Origin of the sequence: Kitasatospora sp. NPDC127121 (genome assembly GCF_042677305.1) — a bacterium.
In the GTDB taxonomy this organism is placed as follows: Bacteria; Actinomycetota; Actinomycetes; order Streptomycetales; family Streptomycetaceae; genus Kitasatospora.
In genome coordinates, this window is sequence record NZ_JBHXTQ010000122.1 from 1 (window position 1) to 18,115 (window position 18,115).

Annotated in this window: 17 protein-coding genes; 10 read left to right on the forward strand and 7 right to left on the reverse strand. The window is 75.2% G+C overall.

From position 1 onward, the window contains the following. Positions 1–109: 109 nt before the first annotated feature. The gene (locus ACFVHI_RS35285; protein ID WP_380346027.1) at positions 110–1,585 is read right to left on the reverse strand and encodes a lytic transglycosylase domain-containing protein; all 1,476 of its coding nucleotides are present in this window, start codon (positions 1,583–1,585) and stop codon (positions 110–112) included. A 673-nt stretch (positions 1,586–2,258) separates the two neighbouring features. Here ACFVHI_RS35285 and ACFVHI_RS35290 point away from each other — a divergent pair. After that, the gene (locus tag ACFVHI_RS35290) at positions 2,259–2,642 is read left to right on the forward strand and encodes a hypothetical protein (protein ID WP_159398576.1); all 384 of its coding nucleotides are present in this window, start codon (positions 2,259–2,261) and stop codon (positions 2,640–2,642) included. A gap of 33 nt (positions 2,643–2,675) precedes the next feature. Continuing rightward, positions 2,676–2,972, forward strand: coding sequence for a hypothetical protein (locus ACFVHI_RS35295; protein ID WP_380346029.1), 297 nt, complete (start codon positions 2,676–2,678; stop codon positions 2,970–2,972). A 34-nt stretch (positions 2,973–3,006) separates the two neighbouring features. Here the strand turns inward: ACFVHI_RS35295 and ACFVHI_RS35300 are convergent, their stop codons facing one another. The 4 genes from ACFVHI_RS35300 to ACFVHI_RS35315 all read right to left on the reverse strand — a co-directional run bounded on the left by ACFVHI_RS35300 (position 3,007) and on the right by ACFVHI_RS35315 (position 7,261). Further along, positions 3,007–3,705: a DUF6585 family protein gene (locus ACFVHI_RS35300; RefSeq protein WP_380346031.1), complete on the reverse strand. Its 699-nt coding sequence runs from the start codon at positions 3,703–3,705 to the stop codon at positions 3,007–3,009. Between the two features lie 171 nt (positions 3,706–3,876). Next, positions 3,877–5,511, reverse strand: coding sequence for an alpha/beta hydrolase (locus ACFVHI_RS35305; RefSeq protein ID WP_380346033.1), 1,635 nt, complete (start codon positions 5,509–5,511; stop codon positions 3,877–3,879). A 100-nt stretch (positions 5,512–5,611) separates the two neighbouring features. Further along, positions 5,612–6,253: an NAD(P)-dependent oxidoreductase gene (locus ACFVHI_RS35310; protein WP_380346034.1), complete on the reverse strand. Its 642-nt coding sequence runs from the start codon at positions 6,251–6,253 to the stop codon at positions 5,612–5,614. Positions 6,254–6,340: 87 nt separating this feature from the next. Next, positions 6,341–7,261, reverse strand: a complete 921-nt coding sequence (locus tag ACFVHI_RS35315; protein ID WP_380346035.1) for an EamA family transporter — start codon at positions 7,259–7,261, stop codon at positions 6,341–6,343. Positions 7,262–7,372: 111 nt separating this feature from the next. On the opposite strand from ACFVHI_RS35315, the gene ACFVHI_RS35320 reads away from it, so the two are divergent. After that, a complete protein-coding gene (locus ACFVHI_RS35320; RefSeq protein ID WP_063350635.1) occupies positions 7,373–7,876 on the forward strand; it encodes a MarR family winged helix-turn-helix transcriptional regulator in 504 nt (167 codons plus the stop codon). A gap of 39 nt (positions 7,877–7,915) precedes the next feature. On the opposite strand, the gene ACFVHI_RS35325 is transcribed toward ACFVHI_RS35320, so the two are convergent. Further along, positions 7,916–8,785: an L-histidine N(alpha)-methyltransferase gene (locus ACFVHI_RS35325; RefSeq protein WP_380346037.1), complete on the reverse strand. Its 870-nt coding sequence runs from the start codon at positions 8,783–8,785 to the stop codon at positions 7,916–7,918. On the opposite strand from ACFVHI_RS35325, the gene ACFVHI_RS35330 reads away from it, so the two are divergent. The 5 genes from ACFVHI_RS35330 (at position 8,784) to ACFVHI_RS35350 (ending at position 13,289) form a co-directional block, all read left to right on the forward strand. Further along, positions 8,784–10,316 (forward strand): PLP-dependent aminotransferase family protein, encoded by a 1,533-nt coding sequence (locus ACFVHI_RS35330; RefSeq protein WP_380346039.1) that lies wholly within the window; start codon positions 8,784–8,786, stop codon positions 10,314–10,316. The two genes, ACFVHI_RS35325 and ACFVHI_RS35330, sit on opposite strands and share 2 nt — an antisense overlap. 166 nt (positions 10,317–10,482) lie before the next feature. Beyond that, the gene (locus ACFVHI_RS35335) at positions 10,483–11,700 is read left to right on the forward strand and encodes a glycoside hydrolase family 3 N-terminal domain-containing protein (protein ID WP_380346041.1); all 1,218 of its coding nucleotides are present in this window, start codon (positions 10,483–10,485) and stop codon (positions 11,698–11,700) included. 251 nt (positions 11,701–11,951) lie between these two features. Then, positions 11,952–12,422 carry a hypothetical protein gene (locus ACFVHI_RS35340; RefSeq protein WP_380346043.1) on the forward strand — a complete coding sequence of 157 codons (471 nt, stop codon included), beginning with the start codon at positions 11,952–11,954 and terminating at the stop codon, positions 12,420–12,422. A gap of 257 nt (positions 12,423–12,679) precedes the next feature. Further along, positions 12,680–13,024, forward strand: coding sequence for a helix-turn-helix transcriptional regulator (locus tag ACFVHI_RS35345; protein WP_063350638.1), 345 nt, complete (start codon positions 12,680–12,682; stop codon positions 13,022–13,024). Positions 13,025–13,145: 121 nt separating this feature from the next. Continuing rightward, positions 13,146–13,289, forward strand: a complete 144-nt coding sequence (locus ACFVHI_RS35350; protein ID WP_159398578.1) for a DUF6126 family protein — start codon at positions 13,146–13,148, stop codon at positions 13,287–13,289. Positions 13,290–13,296: 7 nt separating this feature from the next. Here the strand turns inward: ACFVHI_RS35350 and ACFVHI_RS35355 are convergent, their stop codons facing one another. Then, positions 13,297–15,837: a cytochrome P450 gene (locus tag ACFVHI_RS35355; protein ID WP_380346045.1), complete on the reverse strand. Its 2,541-nt coding sequence runs from the start codon at positions 15,835–15,837 to the stop codon at positions 13,297–13,299. Between the two features lie 340 nt (positions 15,838–16,177). Here ACFVHI_RS35355 and ACFVHI_RS35360 point away from each other — a divergent pair, with 340 nt between their 5' ends. Continuing rightward, on the forward strand, positions 16,178–16,915 hold the full coding sequence (locus tag ACFVHI_RS35360) for a sigma 54 modulation/S30EA ribosomal C-terminal domain-containing protein (RefSeq protein WP_380346046.1): 738 nt from the start codon (positions 16,178–16,180) through the stop codon (positions 16,913–16,915). A 91-nt stretch (positions 16,916–17,006) separates the two neighbouring features. Next, entirely contained in the window at positions 17,007–17,438 is a 432-nt protein-coding gene (locus tag ACFVHI_RS35365; protein ID WP_363374611.1) for a hypothetical protein, read from the forward strand. Positions 17,439–18,115 lie beyond the last annotated feature (677 nt).

An 18,115-nucleotide genomic window follows, 5' to 3' on the forward strand; every position in this document is an offset into this window, starting at 1 on the left:
TTCGGTCGTTGGCTTGGTTCTCGTACTCGTTATGGGTCGCTTTGGGGTGGGGGTGGGCTACCGGTACGGCCCGCACCTGGGGTGCGGGCCGTCGGCGGATGAGGCGGTGTCAGCGGGTCGGCGGGGCGGCCGAGGGGGAGAGGCCCGCGCTGGGGGTCGTGCTCGGGGCGGCGGAGGAGGGGGTGCCGCCCGGGGTGGGGGTGCCGCCGGGGGTCGGCGTCGCCGTGGCGCACCCGGGGGCGGCCGGGGTGCCGGTGGGCGTTCCGGTCGGGGTGGCCGTCGGGGACGGGCTGCCCGTCGGGGTGGTCGTGGCCGTGGCCGTCGGGCTCGGGCAGCCGGTGGGCGTTCCGGTCGGCGTCGTGGTCGGCGTCGTGGTGGGGGTGCCGGACGGCGTTCCGGACGGGGTGCCCGACGGCGTTCCGGACGGGGTGCCCGACGGAGTGGTCGACGGCGTGCCGGACGGCGTGGCCGGCGCGGTCGACGGCGGCGTGCTGCTGGGCGTGCCCGTCGGGGTGGTGCTCGGGTCCGTCGTCGGCTGCGCGGAGGACGACTGCGTCGGGGCCGGCGAGGTCGGCTGCGCGCTCGGCGAGGGCTGCCCGCCCGGGATCGGGGTGGTCGCGGGGGCGCTTGGCGTCCCGGTGGTGGCGCCCGGAGTCGTCCCGGTCGGGGGCAGCAGCGGCACGAGCGGCAGGAGCGGGGACGGCAGCGAGGCCGGCGGGGTCGAGGAGGCCGGGCGGTTCGGCACGGTGGTGACGGTGCCGCTGCCGTAGTGCGCCATCCAGTTGCGGACCGTCCGCAGGTACTCGCCCGAGTTGTTGTAGCTGAGGATCGCCCGGTCGAGCTGCGCCGGGTCGGCGAGGTCGCGCCCGCCCGCGCACAGGTAGCGGGCGGCGCTCTCGGCGGCGTCGAAGATGTTGTTCGGGTCGGCCTTGCCGTCGCCGTTGGCGTCCGTGTCCCAGGTCGCCCAGGTGGAGGGGATGAACTGCATCGGTCCGACGGCGCGGTCCCAGCGCGCGTCGCCGTCGTAGCGCCCGCCGTCGCTGTCGGGTATCGCGGCGAAGCCGTTGCCGTCCAGGGCCGGTCCGAGGATCGGGGTGAGGGTCGTCCCCGCCGCGTCCACCTGGCCGCCGTTGGCCTGGCCGGACTCGACCTGGCCGATCGCGGCCAGCAGTTGCCACGGCAGGTGGCAGCCGGGCGAGCGCTGCGCGGCCGAGGCCTCGGCCTGGCGGTAAGCGGCGAGCACGGTCGCGGGCAGGGCCGGGCCGGTGGCGGCGAAGGGGCCGGCGGTGGGCGCGCCGGGCACCGTGCCGGGCGGCTGCGGCAGTTGGACGGTGCCGCCGCCGTCGGCCGGGAGGCCGGTGCCGAAGGTGCCGCCGGCGCCGGCGGTCGGGCCGCCACCGGCCGGTGAGCCGGCGGTGTCCGGCGCCGTCACGGCGTCGGCGGCCGCGACCGGGGCGAGCCCGAAGCCCGTCACCTGGGAGCCCGTCAGTGCGGCGAGTGCGGTGAAGGCCGCAGCCGTCCCCGTGACCCGCTTGCCGAGCCGCAGCCCGCGCCCGCCCTGCACCTTGCCGAACCTCGCCGTCATACCGTGCCCCTCCCCGTAGCCGTCCCGGCCCTCCCGGAACGGATGAACCGCCGTCATCGTGCCTGCCGCCGGCCGGCGGCTCCCACAGTCGCAACGATTAGTATCACGACGATCTGACGCGACAGGGGTGGCCGGAGGTTGCCCCGGCCCGGCACCGGCGTCACAAGCCGCACGTCACCAGGGGCGGGGGAGCTGCCGCTCGGGCTCGGGTCGGGGCCGGATCCGCGTCGCGGCCGGGCGGGCCGACGGCCCTGCCGGGTAAGCGAGTTGGCGTGCGTGCGCGTTCCCCGCAGGTTCCGTCCGCCGGCCCGGTGTCGGCGCCGGAGAGGTGTCCGGGTCGGGTGTCGGCGGCATCTCCCTTTTCTGCCAAGGGAGTTGACCGGGGGCGTGCCGGTGGTGGGCCGGGCGTGCAGGGGCCCGGACCGGCGGTCCGGGGCGCGGGGGTGGTGCGTGCGCGTCGTTCCGGGCTCCCCGGCGGCGCCCGCCGTCGACCCTCCTGACCTGCGTGGATACCGGCCGCCGGGTGGGTGTTTCCCTACCAGGGCGGGCGTGCGGACGCCAGGGGGCGGCCCCAACTCGCCCCTGGACGGGTGACGTTCTGGTGAAAAGGGCATGCCAGGAATCTCCGCCCGGCATGCTGTGCCCCGTGACCATGCGGATGGAGGCCCGGACTGTGAGCGCGAACCTGCCCGAGACCGTCGCCGAGGGGGCGGTCGTCCTGCCGACTCCCCCTCGGGTGGTCGACGACCTGGCCCGCGACCTGACCCAGGCCGCGGCCGCCGTCCGGGCGGTCTCGCGGGTCGCCCGCAGCGGTGGGGACCTCGCCGTCGCCGCGTACACCGCCGTGGTGTGCACCGGGCGTTCGGCCGCCCGCGTACTGGAGGAGGCCGCCGCCTGGTGCCGGCAGGCCCCCGGGGCCGAGGTGCACTCGCTGGCCTGGGCCCGGGTGCCGGGGCACCGCGAGGACGTGGACGAGTACCGCGTCACCCTCGCCGTCAGCTTCCCCGACGACGAGACCGGCGAGCACCTCGGCGACACCCATCGCGCCCGTCGGTGAGGAAGCCGGTGAGGAATCCGTAGGATGATCCCCATGGGTGATGGGGACGCGAAGCAACTGACGGGCGACCAGGCGCAGGACGCGACGGGCGACGGCCCGCGAGAGCTCTCGCGGGCCGCCGCCGTGGCCGTCACGGTGCTCGCCGCCCTCTGCGGCGCCGCCGTCCTGCTGGCCGTCTTCCACTGGCTGGGCTGGAGCGTCCCCTGGGTCGGCTGGATCGTCGCCAAGGCCGGTATCAAGCTCGCCGTCGGGGGCTTCGCCGGGCTCGCCGCCGCCTTCGCCTGGCTCCGGTCGCGGCTGGGGCGTTCGGCGAGCGACTCGCCGTCCTGACGGCGCTCCAGGGCCCGTCCGGGCCGGCCGTGCGTCAGCCGGAACGGCCCAGCAGCATCATGAAGAGCGCGTAGTTCGGGATCCGGCTGACCGCGGTGTTCGACAGCGAGAGGAACTTGCCGTCCTTCTTGACCACCAGGTAGCCGTTGACCACGCTGATCGACTTGATGTCGGACCAGGGCACGAAACCGCGCTTCACCGTGCTCAGCCCGGCCGAGCTGACCAGCAGGTCACCGAAGGCCAGTTCCTCTCCGTCCGCCAGTGAGGCCCTGGCCCCGGACAGCTGGGTGGCCGCGACGTAGTGTGCGGCGGTCTCGCCCAACTCCGCCCACCTGCCCAGCTGGGTGCCTTTGTCCCCGCCGCTGAGCTTGGCGCGCCGCGGGTCGCGGTACTTGCCGTCGATCGTGAACGTCTCCCCGTCGTCCCGGGTGAACTGGTAGGAGAAGTCCGTTTCGGTGTAGATGCTGTGCGTGTAGTGGGCGGTGGTCGACTGCATCACGGTCGAGACCTCGTCCCAGCGGAAGACCGTGAGCTCCAGGCCGCCGCCCTCGTGCACCAGGCCGTGGTCGAAGTGGTAGACCCGGAGCTTCTCCTGCTCGCGCGGCTGGCCGAAGAGGCGCGTCTTCGTCAGCACCAGGAAGCACTGGCGCAGCAGGCCGAGGTCGGCCTCCTGCGCCTGCTCGGCCACTGCGGCGGTGATCTGGGTATCCGTGGTCTCGACGACCTTCACCATGGCGCGCTCCTGTGTGTGGCGACTACGTCCATCGCAGTATTCCCCGGAGCCGGGAGTGGTGAGGCACAACAGCGCCCGCCCGCTTGGACTTTGGCAGTCTTTCGGCCAATCGCGCCCCGCTGGGCCTCACCCGACGCGCGCTTCGACGGCCGCGGTGGAGCGGCCAGGCGCTCAACCCGCCTGCGGGGTGGGGCAGACGAGGTCGCGCTCGGGGGCGCGGTCGCCCAGCAGGTAGCTCTCGACGACGTTCGTGACGCAGGAGTTGGCGGTGGGGTACTGGCCGTGGTCGCCGCTCCCGGTGACGGTCACCAGCTTGGAGCCGCGCAGCGCGCGGTGTGCGCCGAGCGCCGCCTCGTAGTACGTCGCCGGGTCGTGCACCGAGTTGAGCATCAGCACCGTCGGCAGGTGGGCGCCGGTCACCTTGACCTTGGGGGCGGGCGCGGTCGGCCAAGCCGCGCAGACCGCGCTGAAGGCCAGCGTGCGGGCGCCCACCAGCGGGTAGCGCGCGGTGTTCTCCGCGCCGTGCTGGACCCAGGTGTCCATGTCCTTGGTCCACGGGGTGTCGTTGCAGGTCACCGAGAAGTACTCGGCGAGGAACTCCGGGCTGAGGTACTGGCCGAACAGCCGCCCGGCCATCGCCTTGGCCGCGGGGTCGGCCCCCTGCCAGTCGTCGACCGCGGTCAGGGCCTGGGCGAGGAAGGGGAAGGTGTCCCGCTCGTAGATCGCGCTGATCGCGCCGTTGTCCAGCTGGTTCGGGCCGATCGTCAGGGAGCCGTCGACGATGGGCCGGTCGTGCAGCGCGGCGCGCCGCTGCTCCCAGCGCGCCTGCACCTCCTCGGGGGTGGAGCCCCAGTGGTAGGTGGCGTCGCGGGCCGCCAGCCACGGCACGAAGTCCTCGTCGAAGCGGCGCTGGAAGCTCATCGGCTGGCCCAGTTCGAACTTCTCCCAGGTGCCGTCGAAGCCGATGTTGCTGTCCAGGACCATCCGCTCGACCCGGTGCGGGAAGAGCGTTCCGTAGTAGGCCCCGATCATCGAGGCGTAGGACGGGCCGAAGTAGCTGAGCTTCTGCTCGCCGAGCAGGCCGCGGAACAGGTCGATGTCGTGGGCGGTCTGCTCGGTGTTCAGGTAGGGCAGCAGGTCGCCCGTGCGCTCCTGGCAACTGGCGGCCAGCTTCTTGGAGTTGGCGACCACCCGGTCGATCGCCGCCGGGGACTGGTCGCGGAAGTCGCCGGCCAGGAAGTCCTGGAACTCCTCCGGCGTCTGGCACACGGCCCGGGTGCTCTCGCCGACCCCGCGCTGGTCGAAGCCCACGATGTCGTACGCGGCGCCGACGGCCGGGGCGGCGGTGGCCAGGTTCGCCGGGCGCAGCAGGCCCGACGCGCCGGGGCCGCCGGCGGCCATCAGCAGCGTGCCCTTGCGCTTGGCCGGGTCGCCGGCGCGGTGCCGGGAGACGGCGATCGTCACGTCGGCGCCGGCGTCGGCGTGGTGCCAGTCGCGCGGGGCGGTCATGGTGGCGCAGTCCAGCGCCGGCTGCTTGGCGCAGGGCTGCCAGGCGAGGGTCTGGTGGGTGTAGCGGGCGGGGGCGACCTCGGCGTCGCCCGGGTTCCGGCCGGCGTCCGGGGCGGCGCTGGCGGTGGCCGGCACGGCGAGGCCGGCCAGGACGGCGGCGACGACGGCCACGGCGGCGCGCCGGGTGCGGGAGGCGGTGGCGCCGGCCGCCGGGGTGTGCGAGGCGGTGGTGTTCGGCGCGGTGGTGTTCAGCGCGGTGGTGTGCGAGGCCGTGGTGTTCGATGCGTTGGTGTTCACGGGAATGATCCTGTCCGAGCCCGCCCTGACGGTCGATCATGCGGGGTTCCGTGTCCGGGGTGGTGCTGGGTACACCCCGGACACGGAGGATCGCCCCAGGTCAGTAGGCGGCGGTGAAGCGGGTGCGGCGGTGCGCGGGCTGTTCGGCCTCGTCGAGCAGGGCGACGGCGAGGTCTTCCATGGAGATCACCGAGGCGCCCTCGGCGTCCACCAGCAGTTCGTCCCGTCCGAGCCGGAAGCGGCCGGTGCGCTCGCCGGGTTCGAGCAGGGCGGCGGGGCTCAGGTAGGTCCAGTCGACGTCCGGGTCGGCGGCGCGGTAGAGGTCGAGCTGCTCGCGGCAGGCCCGGGCGATCGGCTGGAGTTCGGCGGGGAAGCCGGGGTCGTCGGCGAGGGTCGTCCCGCCGCGGCCGGGGAGGGTGAGGCTGCCCGCGCCGCCGACGGCCATCAGTCGCACGCCCGTTCCGGCGAGACCGGCCAGCAGGCCCCGGGTGGCGGCGGACAGCTCGTGCTCGCTGCCGGGCGCCGGGCGGGTGGCGGTGATCACCAGGTCCTGCCCGGCGGCGAGGCGGGCGACGTCCTCGGGGTTGCGGGCGTCGCCGACACCGAGGGCGACGGCGGCCGGCAGGCCGTGCGGTTTGGCGGGGTCGCGCAGGACGGCGGTGATCCGGTGGTGGCGGGCGAGCGCCTCGGTCACCACCCGGCTGCCGACGTTGCCGGTGGCGCCGAACACGGTGATGTGCATGGAGGTTCTCCTGGTGCGGTGGGTGCCAGCGGCTGCTGGACGGGGGTCGGGGAGTGCGGAGGGGAGTTCGGCGGGAGCGGGGCGGGGTCAGGCGTTCTCGCGGACGGGCGGCGCGGCGGCCGGGGCGCTGGGTACGGCGGGCGCGGTGGTGCCGGGGCGTCGCCGGGTCTGGGCCGCGATCAGTGAGCCGAGGACGATCAGTGCGCCGAGCGCCTGGAGCGGGCTGAGGTCCTGCCCGAGGGCCAGCCAGCCGATCGCGGTGGCGACCACCGGGCTGAGCAGCGAGAGGAAGGAGACCGAGGTCGGCGGTAGTGCCCGGATCCCGCGGAACCAGAGCGCGTACGTGAGCGCCGCGCCGATCAGGCTGAGGTAGCCGTAGCCGAGCAGGTTGCCGCCGGTGAGGTGGGACGGCGGGGCGCCCTCGACGAACAGCGCGACCGGCACCAGCAGCAGTCCGCCGGCGGTGAGCTGCCAGCCGGTGGTGGCGAGCAGCGGGGCGGGGGAGACCCAGCGCTTGGAGAGGACGACGCCGGTGGCCATGACGACCGCGCCGGCGAGCGCGGCGGCCACGCCGACGGCGTCCAGCTGGGCGTTGGCCCGCAGGACCAGCAGGCTGACCCCCGCGACCCCCGCGATGCCGCAGATCACCGTGCGCGGTGTGAGCCGGTCGCCGAGCAGTGCGGCCGAGAGTCCGGCGGTGATCAGCGGCTGGACGGCGCCGACGGTGGCGGCGACCCCGCCGGGGAGGCGGTAGGCGGCGATGAAGAGGAGGGCGAGGAAGGCGCCGATGTTCAGCGCGCCGAGGACCAGTGCGCGCCACCACCAGCTGCCCTTCGGCAGCTGGCGGGTGACGGCGATCAGCAGCAGTCCTGCGGGCAGGGCCCGGAGGACGGCCGCGAGGAGTGGACGGTGGGGCGGGAGCAGTTCGGTGGTGACGATGTACGTCGACCCCCAGACGGCGGGGGCTATCGCCGTCACCAGCACGATTCCGAGGCGGTTTCTTAGCACTAAGCAAATGTATCTCAGCGCTAAGGCATCTCTCACCGCTTTGACGGGGTGACGTGGCTCACAGTTACCTCATCGCTAAGGAATCCCGGCGGAATCCCCTACCCTGAACCTGTGGCAGATGCAGATCATGTGGACCGAGTAGTCGCGCAATGGGCCGCCGAGCGCCCCGACCTGGACGTCTCCCCGATGGAGGTGATCGGCCGACTCAAGCGCCTCTACCGCCTGATGGACGCGGAGCTCAACCGGACCTTCGGCGAACACGGCCTGGACGCCGCCTCCTTCGACGTCCTCGCCACCCTCAAACGCAGCGGCCCGCCCTACCGCCTCACCCCCACCGGACTGATGCAGTCCGCCATGGTCACCTCCGGCGCCATCACCCAGCGCCTCGACCGTCTGGAGGCCCGCGGCCTGGTCACCCGCACCCAGAGTGACCAGGACGGCCGCAGCCGCGTGGTCGGGCTCACCCCCGAGGGCCACGCCCTGATCGACCGCGCCCTCCCCGACCACCTCGCCACCGAGCGGCTCCTCCTCGCCGGCCTCGACGCCCCCCGGACCGCCGCGCTCGTCGACGCCATGCGCACCCTCCTGGCCGCCCTCGGCGACAGCCCGGAGTGAGCGGGCGGGCAGGCGGGCGGACCTCCCCGCCCGACCGGCCTACGGGTTGACCGCCACCGCCTTGAAGAAGGTGTAGTGGAACGTCCCGCCCGGCTCGGCCGTGCGGCGCAGTTCGGCGATGCCGCGGTCGAAGGCGTCGGGGGTGGTCAGCCCGGCGGCCAGCGCCTCGGTGCGGACGGCCTCGACCATCGCGACGAAGGTGCGCCGGGTGAAGCCCTCGACCAGGGCGGGGCGGGCGCCGTCGGCGTGGACGGTGCGGGGGCGGACGGCCGCGTCCCGGAAGCCGGCCTCCGCCAGGAGCGGGTACAGGCGGCGCCCGAGCAGGGCGTCGCCGCCCGCCGCCGCCTGGAGCCGCACCAGCAGGTCGACCGCGTCGCGGGCCGCCGGGCCCTGCGGGTGGAAGAAGGCCGAGCCGTGGTCGCCCTCGATCACCGTGATCGTCCCGCCCGGCCGCAGCACCCGCCGCAGCGCGGTCAACGCGGCCACCGGATCGGCCAGGTGCTCCAGCACGAAGCACACGAAGACGTGGTCGAACGCGCCGTCCGGGAAGGGGAGTCGGTGCAGGTCGCCGTGGTGCCAGGTGACCCGCGCGGTGGGCGCCTCGGCCGCCACCCGGGCCCGGGCCTGCGCCAGCGACTCCGCCGAGACGTCCACCGCCGTCAGCAGCACGCCGGGACTGGCGGCCAGCAGGTGCGCGGTCTGCGCCCCCACCCCGCAGCCGGCCTCCAGCACCCGGCTGCCCGCCGGGTACGCGGTGCCCGCGTGCAGCAGCTCGGCGAGGGTGTCCGCCTGGTCGCCGAGCCGTTGCGCCTCGGTCTCCGAGTAGCCGTGGACGTAGCCGGGGGCGTAGTTATGGCCGGGGCCTTCGGCGTCCTGCCGGTCGTTCAGTGGTGCCGTTTCCGTGGTCATGGCCCCACCCTCACGCCACAATGGCCCGGTGAACAGGTCCAAAGAAGCACCGGATGACAGGTCCAAACAGGTGGACCCGGGCGCCGACTTCCTCCAGCTCGACACCGCCGACGCCCCGCCCGGCGGCCTGACCGGCTGGCTCGCCCGCCGGCTGCGCGAGGCCATCGCCGACGGCCGCCTCCCCACGGGCAGCAGGCTGCCCGCCACCCGGGGGCTGGCGGCCGAACTCGGCGTCTCCCGGGGAGTGGTGACCGACGCCTACCGGCGCCTCGCCGAGGAGGGCCAGATCGCCGGCCGGGGCAGGGGCGGCACCGTCGTCGTCGCGGTTCCGGCGCCGCCCGCGCCCCCGTTGTCAGCCACACCCCCGGCCCCGCCGCGCGCCCGGCCGGAGCCCGTCCTGTTCCACGCGGACCCCGACCCCGAGGTGTTCGACCTGCTGCGCGGCACGCCCGCCCGGATCGACCTCACGCCCGGCGTGCCCGACCTCGCCGCCTTCCCCCGCACCGCCTGGCTGCGCGCCGAACGCGCCGTCCTCGACGGCCTCGCCGCCGCCGACCTCGGCTACGGCGACGTCCGCGGCACCCCCGCACTGCGCCGGGCCGTCGCCCACTGGCTGGCCCGCAACCGGGGCATCCGCGCCGACCCGGACGAGGTGCTGATCGTCGCCGGGACGGCCCAGGCCCTCGCCCTGCTCGGCCGGGCCCTCGGCCGGATGGGCGTCACCGAGGTCGCCGTCGAGGACCCGGGCTCGCTCGGCGCCCGCCAGCACCTCGCCCACTGGCTCGCCGCGACCCCGCCCGTCCCGGTCGACGCCGAGGGCGTCCGGGTCGACGCGCTGCGCGCCACCGGCGCCCCGGCCGTCCTGCTCACCCCGGCCCACCAGTACCCGACCGGGGTCGTCCTCGGCGGCGAGCGGCGGCGCGAACTGCTGCGCTGGGCGGGCGAGGGCGGCCTGGTCATCGAGGACGACTACGACGCCGAGCACCGCTACGACCGCCCGCCCGTCCCCGCGCTGCGCGCCGCCCTGCCGGAGCAGGTCTGCTACGCGGGCAGCATCTCCAAGCTGCTCGCCCCCGCGCTGCGCACCGGCTGGCTGCTGGTGCCGCCGCGGCTGCGCGAGGCCGTCCTGGAGGCCAAGCGGTTCGCCGACCTGGGCAACCCGGTGCTGCCGCAGCTGGTGCTGGCCCGGCTGATGGAGTCCGGCGAACTCGACCGCCACCTGCGGCTGTTGCGCCACCGCCACCGCCGCCGACGGGACGCGATGATCGCCGCCGTCCACGCCCACCTCCCCGGCGCCACCGTCCACGGCGCGGCGGCCGGCCTGCACCTGATGCTCACCCTGCCGCCCGGGGGCCGCTGCACGGACACCGAACTGGCCACGGCGGCGCTCGCCGAGGGCGTCAAGGTGCAGCCGCTGTCCTGGCACGCGAGCCTGCCGTACCCGCCGGGGCTGGTGCTCGGCTACGCGGCGGGTGCGCCGGGGGAGATCGCGGAGGGGATCGCCGTCCTGGGGCGGTTGCTGCGCCGGTAGGGCTGAGGTCTGAGGTCTGAGGGCGGCCGGTGCCCGGGTCCCCCGTCCGCGCGGGCGCGGGTGTGCTCCTCCGGGGTCCGGGCTATGGTGGCGACGGGCTCGGGTGCCTTGACGGCCTCGGGTGCCTTGACGGGCCGTATCCCGCTGCCGACCTCAGGGAGGCGTGATGGCCGTGCTTCGGCGCACCGTCCAGTTCGGCGCGATGCTGGTGGTGTTGGCGGCCACGCTCGGGCCGGTTCCGGCCGGGTCGGTGTCGGCGTCCGCACCGGCGTCCGCACCGGCGTCCGTACCGGTGTCCGCGCCGGAGTCGATACCGGGGTCGATACCGGGGCGGGTCAGTGCCCCGGGTGAGGGGACGGTGGCGGCGGAGATGGCCGATCAGGACGCGCGGCAGCTCGCGGGGCGCCGGATCGTACTCTCCTACGCTGGTCCGACACCGCCGCCGGGCGTGCTGCAGACGATCCGGGAGGGGCGGGCGGCCGGGGTCATCCTGTTCGCCGAGAATGTCACGAGCCCGGCGCAACTCACCGAGGCCGTCGGTCAGTTGCGGCAGGCGGCGGCGCAGTCGCCGGTGCCCGAGGGGCTGTTGCTGATGACCGACCAGGAAGGCGGCAAGGTGCGCCGCCTGCCCGGCGCGCCCGAACTCTCCGCCCGCCGGACCGGATCGGACCCCGACCCGCTCGGCGCGGCGGGCCGCGCCGGGGTCGGCGCCGCCGGGACGCTCGCGGACGCGGGGCTCAACGTGAACCTCGCGCCGGTGCTGGACGTCTACGACACCCCGGGCAACTTCATCGACCGCCATGAGCGCTCCTACGGTCAGGACCCCGCCGGCGTCGGCGAGTTGGGCAGCGCCTTCCTCGCCGCCCAGCAGGGCCTGGGCGTGGCCGCCACCGCCAAGCACTTCCCCGGGCTGGGCTCGGCCGTCAACGGCGAGAACACCGATGACCGCCCCGTCACCCTGTCCGTGCCGCTGGACGAGCTGCGCACCCGCGGTGAGGAGCCCTACCGGGCGGCCATCGCGGCGGGCGTCCGGCTGGTGATGGCCTCCTGGGCGGTCTACCCGGCGCTCGACCCGGACCGCCCGGCGGGGATGTCGCCAGCCGTGGTCGAGGGCGAGCTGCGCGGCCGTCTGGGCTTCCGGGGCGTCACCGTCACCGACGCCCTGGAGGCCGAGGCCCTCGCGCCGTACGGCGGCCCCGGCGACCGCGCGGTGGCCGCCGCCGAGGCCGGGATGGACCTGATCCTCTGCTCCGCCCGCGACCCTCAGCAGGCCGAGGACGCCACCACGGCCCTCGCCGACGCCCTGGACTCCGGCCGGCTTGACCGCGCCGCCTTCGCGGCCGCCGTCACCCGGGTCGACGCCCTGCGGGCCTCCCTGGACTGAGCCGGCGGCGGCCGACCGGCCCCGCGCCGGGCACCGGGGAGGCCGGCTGTGGCAGGTGCGCGGAGCCCGACCCTCCGGGGTGGGATTACGCCATCAAAGGTCTGGTTTCGGTCTGCTCGGCACTTCGAAGGCAGAATCGCGGTCATGGCATGGGAATCGCATGGCAAAGTCTCTTCATGGCGCATGTGAAATGTCACATGTGCTACCTCACCTGTTCTGATCGTTCCTCGTACCCTCCGAAGGAGGAGGCAATGAACCGCATCACCCGGATCGCCTCGGGCGCGGCCGGCGCCGTCGCCCTGCTCGCGGCGCCGGTTCCGGCGCTCGCCGTGTCGACCAGCGGCGCGGCCGAGACCGCCGCCACGGTGACGACCTGCGGCTACAACGGCCTGCAGGCCGGGCTGTCGACCAAGGTCTGCGCCGAGGTCACCGGCGCCAGCGTCGTGCTGTACGGGCAGATCGGCCTCGCCGGTCCGCCCACCCCGGACACCCCGTGGCCGCCGAAGCCGCAGGAACTGCTCACCCGCCTGTCGGCCGGGGTGGTCGGCGGCGAGTCGCTCGGCTCGGCGAGCGGGCGCGCCGTGTTCACGGCCGCCACCGTGCGGGTCGACGGCGTCAGCGTCACCGTGCCGTGCGGTTCGACCCTCCACGCGACCTTCGCCGTCGAGTCGATCTGGCGGGGGCCGGCCCCGGTCGAGGTGGATGTACCTGTACTCTGCTGACGGAACCTCACCATGACCGCCGAGTCCGGGAGTTGGCAGCGTCCCGGGCTCGGCTTCCGGCGTTCCCGCACGCCCTCCGGATGTGACGTGGACCACTCGGTGGCGGCCCCGGCGGGCCGGGCGGCCGCCAGACGACGGCCGGGCGCCCACTGTGATGACTTGAAGAAATCTTCATCTGTGGCGATGATGCTTGCCGGCCGCCGGTGAGGACGCGGCCGCACGCTCACCGAGCCGTACCCGAGGGAGGGACGCGGACCATGCCCGTCCCGCTGTACCAGGCCAAGGCGGAGTTCTTCCGCACCCTCGGCCATCCGGTCCGGATCCGGGTGCTGGAACTGCTCCAGGACGGACCCCGGCCGGTGCGCGAGCTGCTGGCCGAGATCGAGGTCGAGCCCTCCAACCTCTCCCAGCAGCTCGCGGTGCTGCGCCGTACCCAACTGGTCGCCGCCACCCGCGAGGGCAACACCGTGGTGTACGCGCTCAGCACCCCGGACGTGGCCGAGCTGCTGCGGGCCGCACGCCGGATCCTGACCGAGCTGATCACCGACCAGGGCGCGCTGCTCACCGAACTGCGCGAGCCCGGCGGCCGGCCGCACCGTTGAGCCCGCCGAGGCCCTCGGGCCGGTCGAGCGTGTCGAGCCCGTCGAGCCCGTTGAACCCTTCGAGCCCGTCGGGACCGTTGAACCCGCGCCCGACCCGGCCGGCCCGAGGAGAACCCCCGCCATGAGCGAGAGCACGAGCGACGGCACGCGCGAGGAGAAGCGCCGACGCAAGGCCATGCTCATCCGGGCGGGCATCTACATCTTCGCCACGCACCTGTTCGCCGGCTTCGTGCTGCTGCTGTTCGCGCTCGGCGGCCGCAAGTAGGCACCTCCTACGTCCGAGGGCCGTCCGTCACGAGGTAGCGGTCGCTGGTGCTGGTCCAGGCCTGGACGCCCTCGATGAGCTCCCGGGTGCCGTCCAGGTACCAGCGCCCGGCCGGGTGGCGGTGACGCAGGTCGCTGCGCAGGGCGTCGTTCTCCCGCCGCAGCCGGGCGACCCGGGAGCGGACGGCGCCGACGGCCCGGCTGCGGGTGCAGCCGCGGATCCGTTGCAGGGTGAGGACGGTGTTGAAGGCGGCCGCGCTCTGGCGTTCCTCCCGCTCCAGTGAGTACAGGTCGTTGATCAGCGTGGCGGCGTCGGCGGTGTTGGCACGCAGCCGGTGCAGTGCGGGCTCCGCGTGGAGGGCGGCGGGGGCGTCGGCGCCGTGGACCCGTTCCAGTATGTTCATGAACGGGTAGAGACAGCTGCCGTGGCGGCGCAGCCGCATGGTCTCGGGCAGGCCGAGGGCGGGGACGGTGCCGTGGGCGCGGTGTTCGGCCTCGGCGGGGAAGGTCTCCAGACAGGCCTGCCACTCCCGGGCGGCCCGGGCGCGCCAGTTGGGGGACATGCCCTGCGCCTGGCGGCTCCACAGGTCGTGCCAGGCGCGGAGCACGTGGTCGCCGGAGCGCGGCGCCGGGCCCGCGCCGACCGGCGCGGAGGCGCCCGTCCGATCGGCCCCGGTGCGGTACAGGACGTCGATGAGCGGGTCGACGACGTCGCGGGCTTCGACGGGGCGGCGCCCGGGCGGGCCGTCGAAGCGGTCGTCGAGGATGGTGAACCAGCCCAGCATGTCCACCAGCAGGTCGAGGTCGGCGCCGTGGGCGCGGGGGAAGGCGTGGCCGATCAACTCGTGCAGGGCGTAGGCCCCGTAGCGGGTCATCTCGGGCGGGGTGAGGAGGTTGCGGCCGACCACCCAGGCGGCGTGCCGGGCCGCGGCGGTGCGCAGTTCGCCGGACCGTTGCGGGAGTTGGGGCGCGGCGGGGGCCGGGGCGGGGATGCTCACCGGGCAGCGGGCCGCCGGCGGGGCCTCGACGGCCGCCCGGTCGTCCCGCGCTCGGTCCTCTCCCGCTCGGTCCTCTCCCGCTCGGTCGTCCCCCGCCCGGCCCTCTCCCACCCGGTCGTCCGGCGGGCTGTCCGGGCGGGGCACCCGGGCGCCGCGCGGGGTCAGCCGCACGCGCAGCCCGTGCGCCTGGACCGTCGTCCACACCACTTCCCGGGCCCGGGCGCCGGGGACGGCCACCGGCCGCCAGCGGCGCAGGATCGCGGCCGCCGCGACCGTCAGCTCGGCCCAGGCGAAGGCTTCCCCGATGCACTTGTGCTTGCCGGCCCCGAACGGGAGGAAGGAGTGCCGCCCGGCCCCGCCGGACTGCCAGCGCTCCGGGCGGAAGCGCAGCGGGTCCGGGTAGCGGTCCGGATCGCGGTGCAGTGCGGTGAGGCTGTAGAGCAGTTCGGTGCCGGCCGGGATCCGGTACGGGCCGAGGTCCACCGGCACCTGGGCGGTGCGCATCAGGAAGGCGTTGGGCGCGTGCAGCCGCACCACCTCCTGGGTGACGCTGCGGGTGTAGGTGAGCCTGGCCAGCGCCTCGGGGGTGGGGGCGGCTCCGGCGGGCAGGTGCTCGTCGAGTTCGGCGAGCACCCGGGCCTCCACCTCGGGGTGGCGCAGGAGTTCGTCGAGGAGCCAGGTCAGCGTGGTGGAGACGGTCTCGGTGCCGGCGCCGAACATGGTGATCGCCTCGGACCGGACGTCCGCCTCGGTGAGCGGCCGGCCGGTGCCCGGGTCGGTGGCGGCGCGCAGCAGGGCGGGCAGGGTGCCGCCCCGCTCGGCGGATCGGGTGCCCGTCGGCCTGACGGCCTGGTCGACGACCTGGTTGAGCACCCGGACGGCGGCGTCGAAGCGCCGGTTGACCGCCAGCGGCAGCCGGGCGAGCGCCGGGTGCGGGTAGAGGGACTGGACGATCTGGCCCTTCACCAGGTCCGGCAGGGCCTGGTGGAAGGCCAGGGTGGCATCCTCGCTCAGCCGGGCGTCGAACAGCGAGCGGGTGACGATCTCCAGCGCGAGGTGGTTCATCTCCTTGGCCACGTCGAGGACTTGCCCGGGGTGCCAGCGCCTGGCCCGCTCCTCGGTGACCTGGTGCATCACGGCGACGTACTCGGCCATCCGGTCCGGCCCGAAGGCGGGTTGGATGATCCGGCGGCGGTCGCGGTGGGCCTGGCCCTCGGACATCAGCAGGCCGTCGCCGAACGCCGTCTTGAGGGTGTCCTGGACGGCGCCGCGCGGGCAGTTGTAGGCGAGCGCGACGAGCAGGGTGTGGACGAGCGGGGCGTCGGTGACCACGCAGACGGTGCGCGGCCCGAGCCGGATCCGGACGACGCCGCCGTGCCGGGAGAGCGAGCCGAGGAAGCCGAGCGGGTCGCGCAGCAGGGCGGCCGCGTGGCCGAGGCCGGGGACGGCGCCGGGGGCGAGCGGGGGGACGGTCGCGGGGGTGGTGCGGAGTGCGGTGGGTGCGGTTCTCGGGGGGAGGTCCCGTTGCCGCGTCTCGGTCAGCAGGGTCATGTCAGTACCTCTCATCAGAGGAGCCGGTGCGGACGGTACCGGGGGCCCCGACGGGCCGGCCGGGAGGTGGGGGGCCGGCTCGCGCGGATCCGCGCGTGCCCCGGCTGGAGGGGCGCACGTCATGGCAAACGCGCCGGTTCGACGGGCGTTGCGCCGAACGCGGGTGGATCACTCCAACGGTCGATCATCCGCAGTGGCTCCGACCGCCCCGGAACGCGGTGCTGACCTGCGGCGAAGGCCCCACCGGAAAGATCCGGGCCGGTCCCCTCGCGCAGGGTCTTTGGACCCTCGCCGCCCGGCCGCCCGAGGGCCAGCATGGTCCGGGAGAAGGAGGACCCTGATGACCAGTCTGCGCCACCGGCCCGCCCTCGACGTCCGGGTGGAGATCCGCGGCGAGCTGCCGCGCGAGAACGCCGAGTACGCCCGGGCGCAGGCACTGGACACGGCGGCCGGGCTCGGCCCCGGAACCCGCGCGCTGCGCATCCGGCTCACCCGCGTGCGCGACCGGGCCATGGCCCGGCCCGCCCTCGCACAGGCCGACGTCGACCTGGCCGGCGCCGGTCCGGTCCGGGTGCAACTCGCCGCCGCCACCGCCCGCGAGGCCGTCGACGTCGCCCTGGGCACCCTCGCCGGCCGGGCCGCCCGGCTGCGTGAGCAGGGCGACATCGGATTCGCCGCCGCCCACGAGAGCGCCTACCGCCCGCAGTACGCCGCCCGCCCGCTCGCCGAACGGCGGATCGCCCGGCGCAAGGAGGTCGTCCTCGCCCGCCGCACCCCCGAGCAGGCCACCCGCGAACTGCTCGCGCTGGACCGGTCGTTCCACCTCTTCGCGGACGCCGTGACCGGCCGGGACGCGCTGGTCCACCGCTGCCCGCTCAGCGGCGCGCCCGGGGTGGGCCGGTCCACGGGCGCCGACCCGGCGGACCCGCTCGACCTCACCGAGGCGGCCCGGCGGCTCTGGCTGACCGGCGGCCCGTTCGTCTGCTACGCCGACCCCGGCGACGGCCGTGCCCGGGTGCTCTACCGCCGCTACGACGGCCACTACGGCCTGATAACGCCGGTAGCGGAGCCTCGTTGACGGGCAGGAGAACCACCGGGGCGGGCCCACCGGCCCCGATGGCCACGACCGCCACGACCGCCACGACTTCCACGACAGGGGAACCGGGACCATGGACTGCGACGAGGTCATGCTGACCGTCCGGATCACCGCCGCCGAACGCGCGCTGCTGCGGGCCCTCGCCCGCGGTCACGGCGGGGACGTCTCCGAGGTGGTGGTCGACGGCCTGTTGGAGGTCATCCCCGCGCTGCACGACGACGCCTCCGCGCTGCAACTGCGGCGCGTCCTGGCCCGGCCCGCCCCCTGCGCCCTGACCCTCTGGCTGCCCGCCCCGATCGCGGACCTGCTGCCGCTGCTGGGCGAGCGGATCGCGCGGACCGGCGGCCCGTCGAGCGGACCGGCCAGCGCCGCGCTGTCCGCCGCGCTGCGCCTGTGGCTCGCCGGGGACCGGGCGGGGCTGGCGGCCGGGCTGGCCCGGCTGCACGGCGGCTGCGCCGGCGGGCGGGCGGCGGCGCAGCAGGCCCCGGTGCGGGCGGCGGCCTGACCGGTTCCGGTGGCCGGGCGGCGGCCTGGTCGGTTGTTGACGGTACGTCAGTCATCGGCCCCAGCTGGCATGTCCTGGGCGGGAATTGGCCAGTTCAGGACTCTGGTCAGGGCCCCGTGACACGCCCTAGCATTCCCGTCACGGCCGTCCGAGCCCAGGCCCCGGGACTCCGGCCGGGTGGCCGCCACCACCCCGTTGCCGGGGAGCGCACACCCCCCGAGTGCGCTTCCCGGCACCGTCACGTCCGGGGCTGTCCCCGGGGGCTCACGGGTTGCCCCCTCCGCTCCGCGCGACCCGGCCCGCCGCGCGCGAGCGGCCGAATTCCGCAAGAGGTTTTCGTTATTCCCGCGCGGCCCACCGCTCTCCTGAGTGCCGGAAGGTTCGGGCCCCGCTCCGCGGGGCGCCCGCACCTCGCACGAGGAGGGGAAACGCGATGGGACGCCGGAGCGCGGAGCCGCGCCCCCCGTAGCGGCAACTCGCCTCCGGCGTCGGCCGGTTCACTTCACGGCGGGTGGCGGCGCGCTGGTGCTCGGGCTCGACGGCCGCTGGTACTACGGTGGTCGGCTAGGGCGTGTCCTGATCCACAAGACACGCCCCCGGGGGGAGTTCCAGCAGCCCGAACGGCCGGCCGTGCAACAACCGGCCGCTGCTGAAGGCCTCCTGAGACCGTCCGGCGG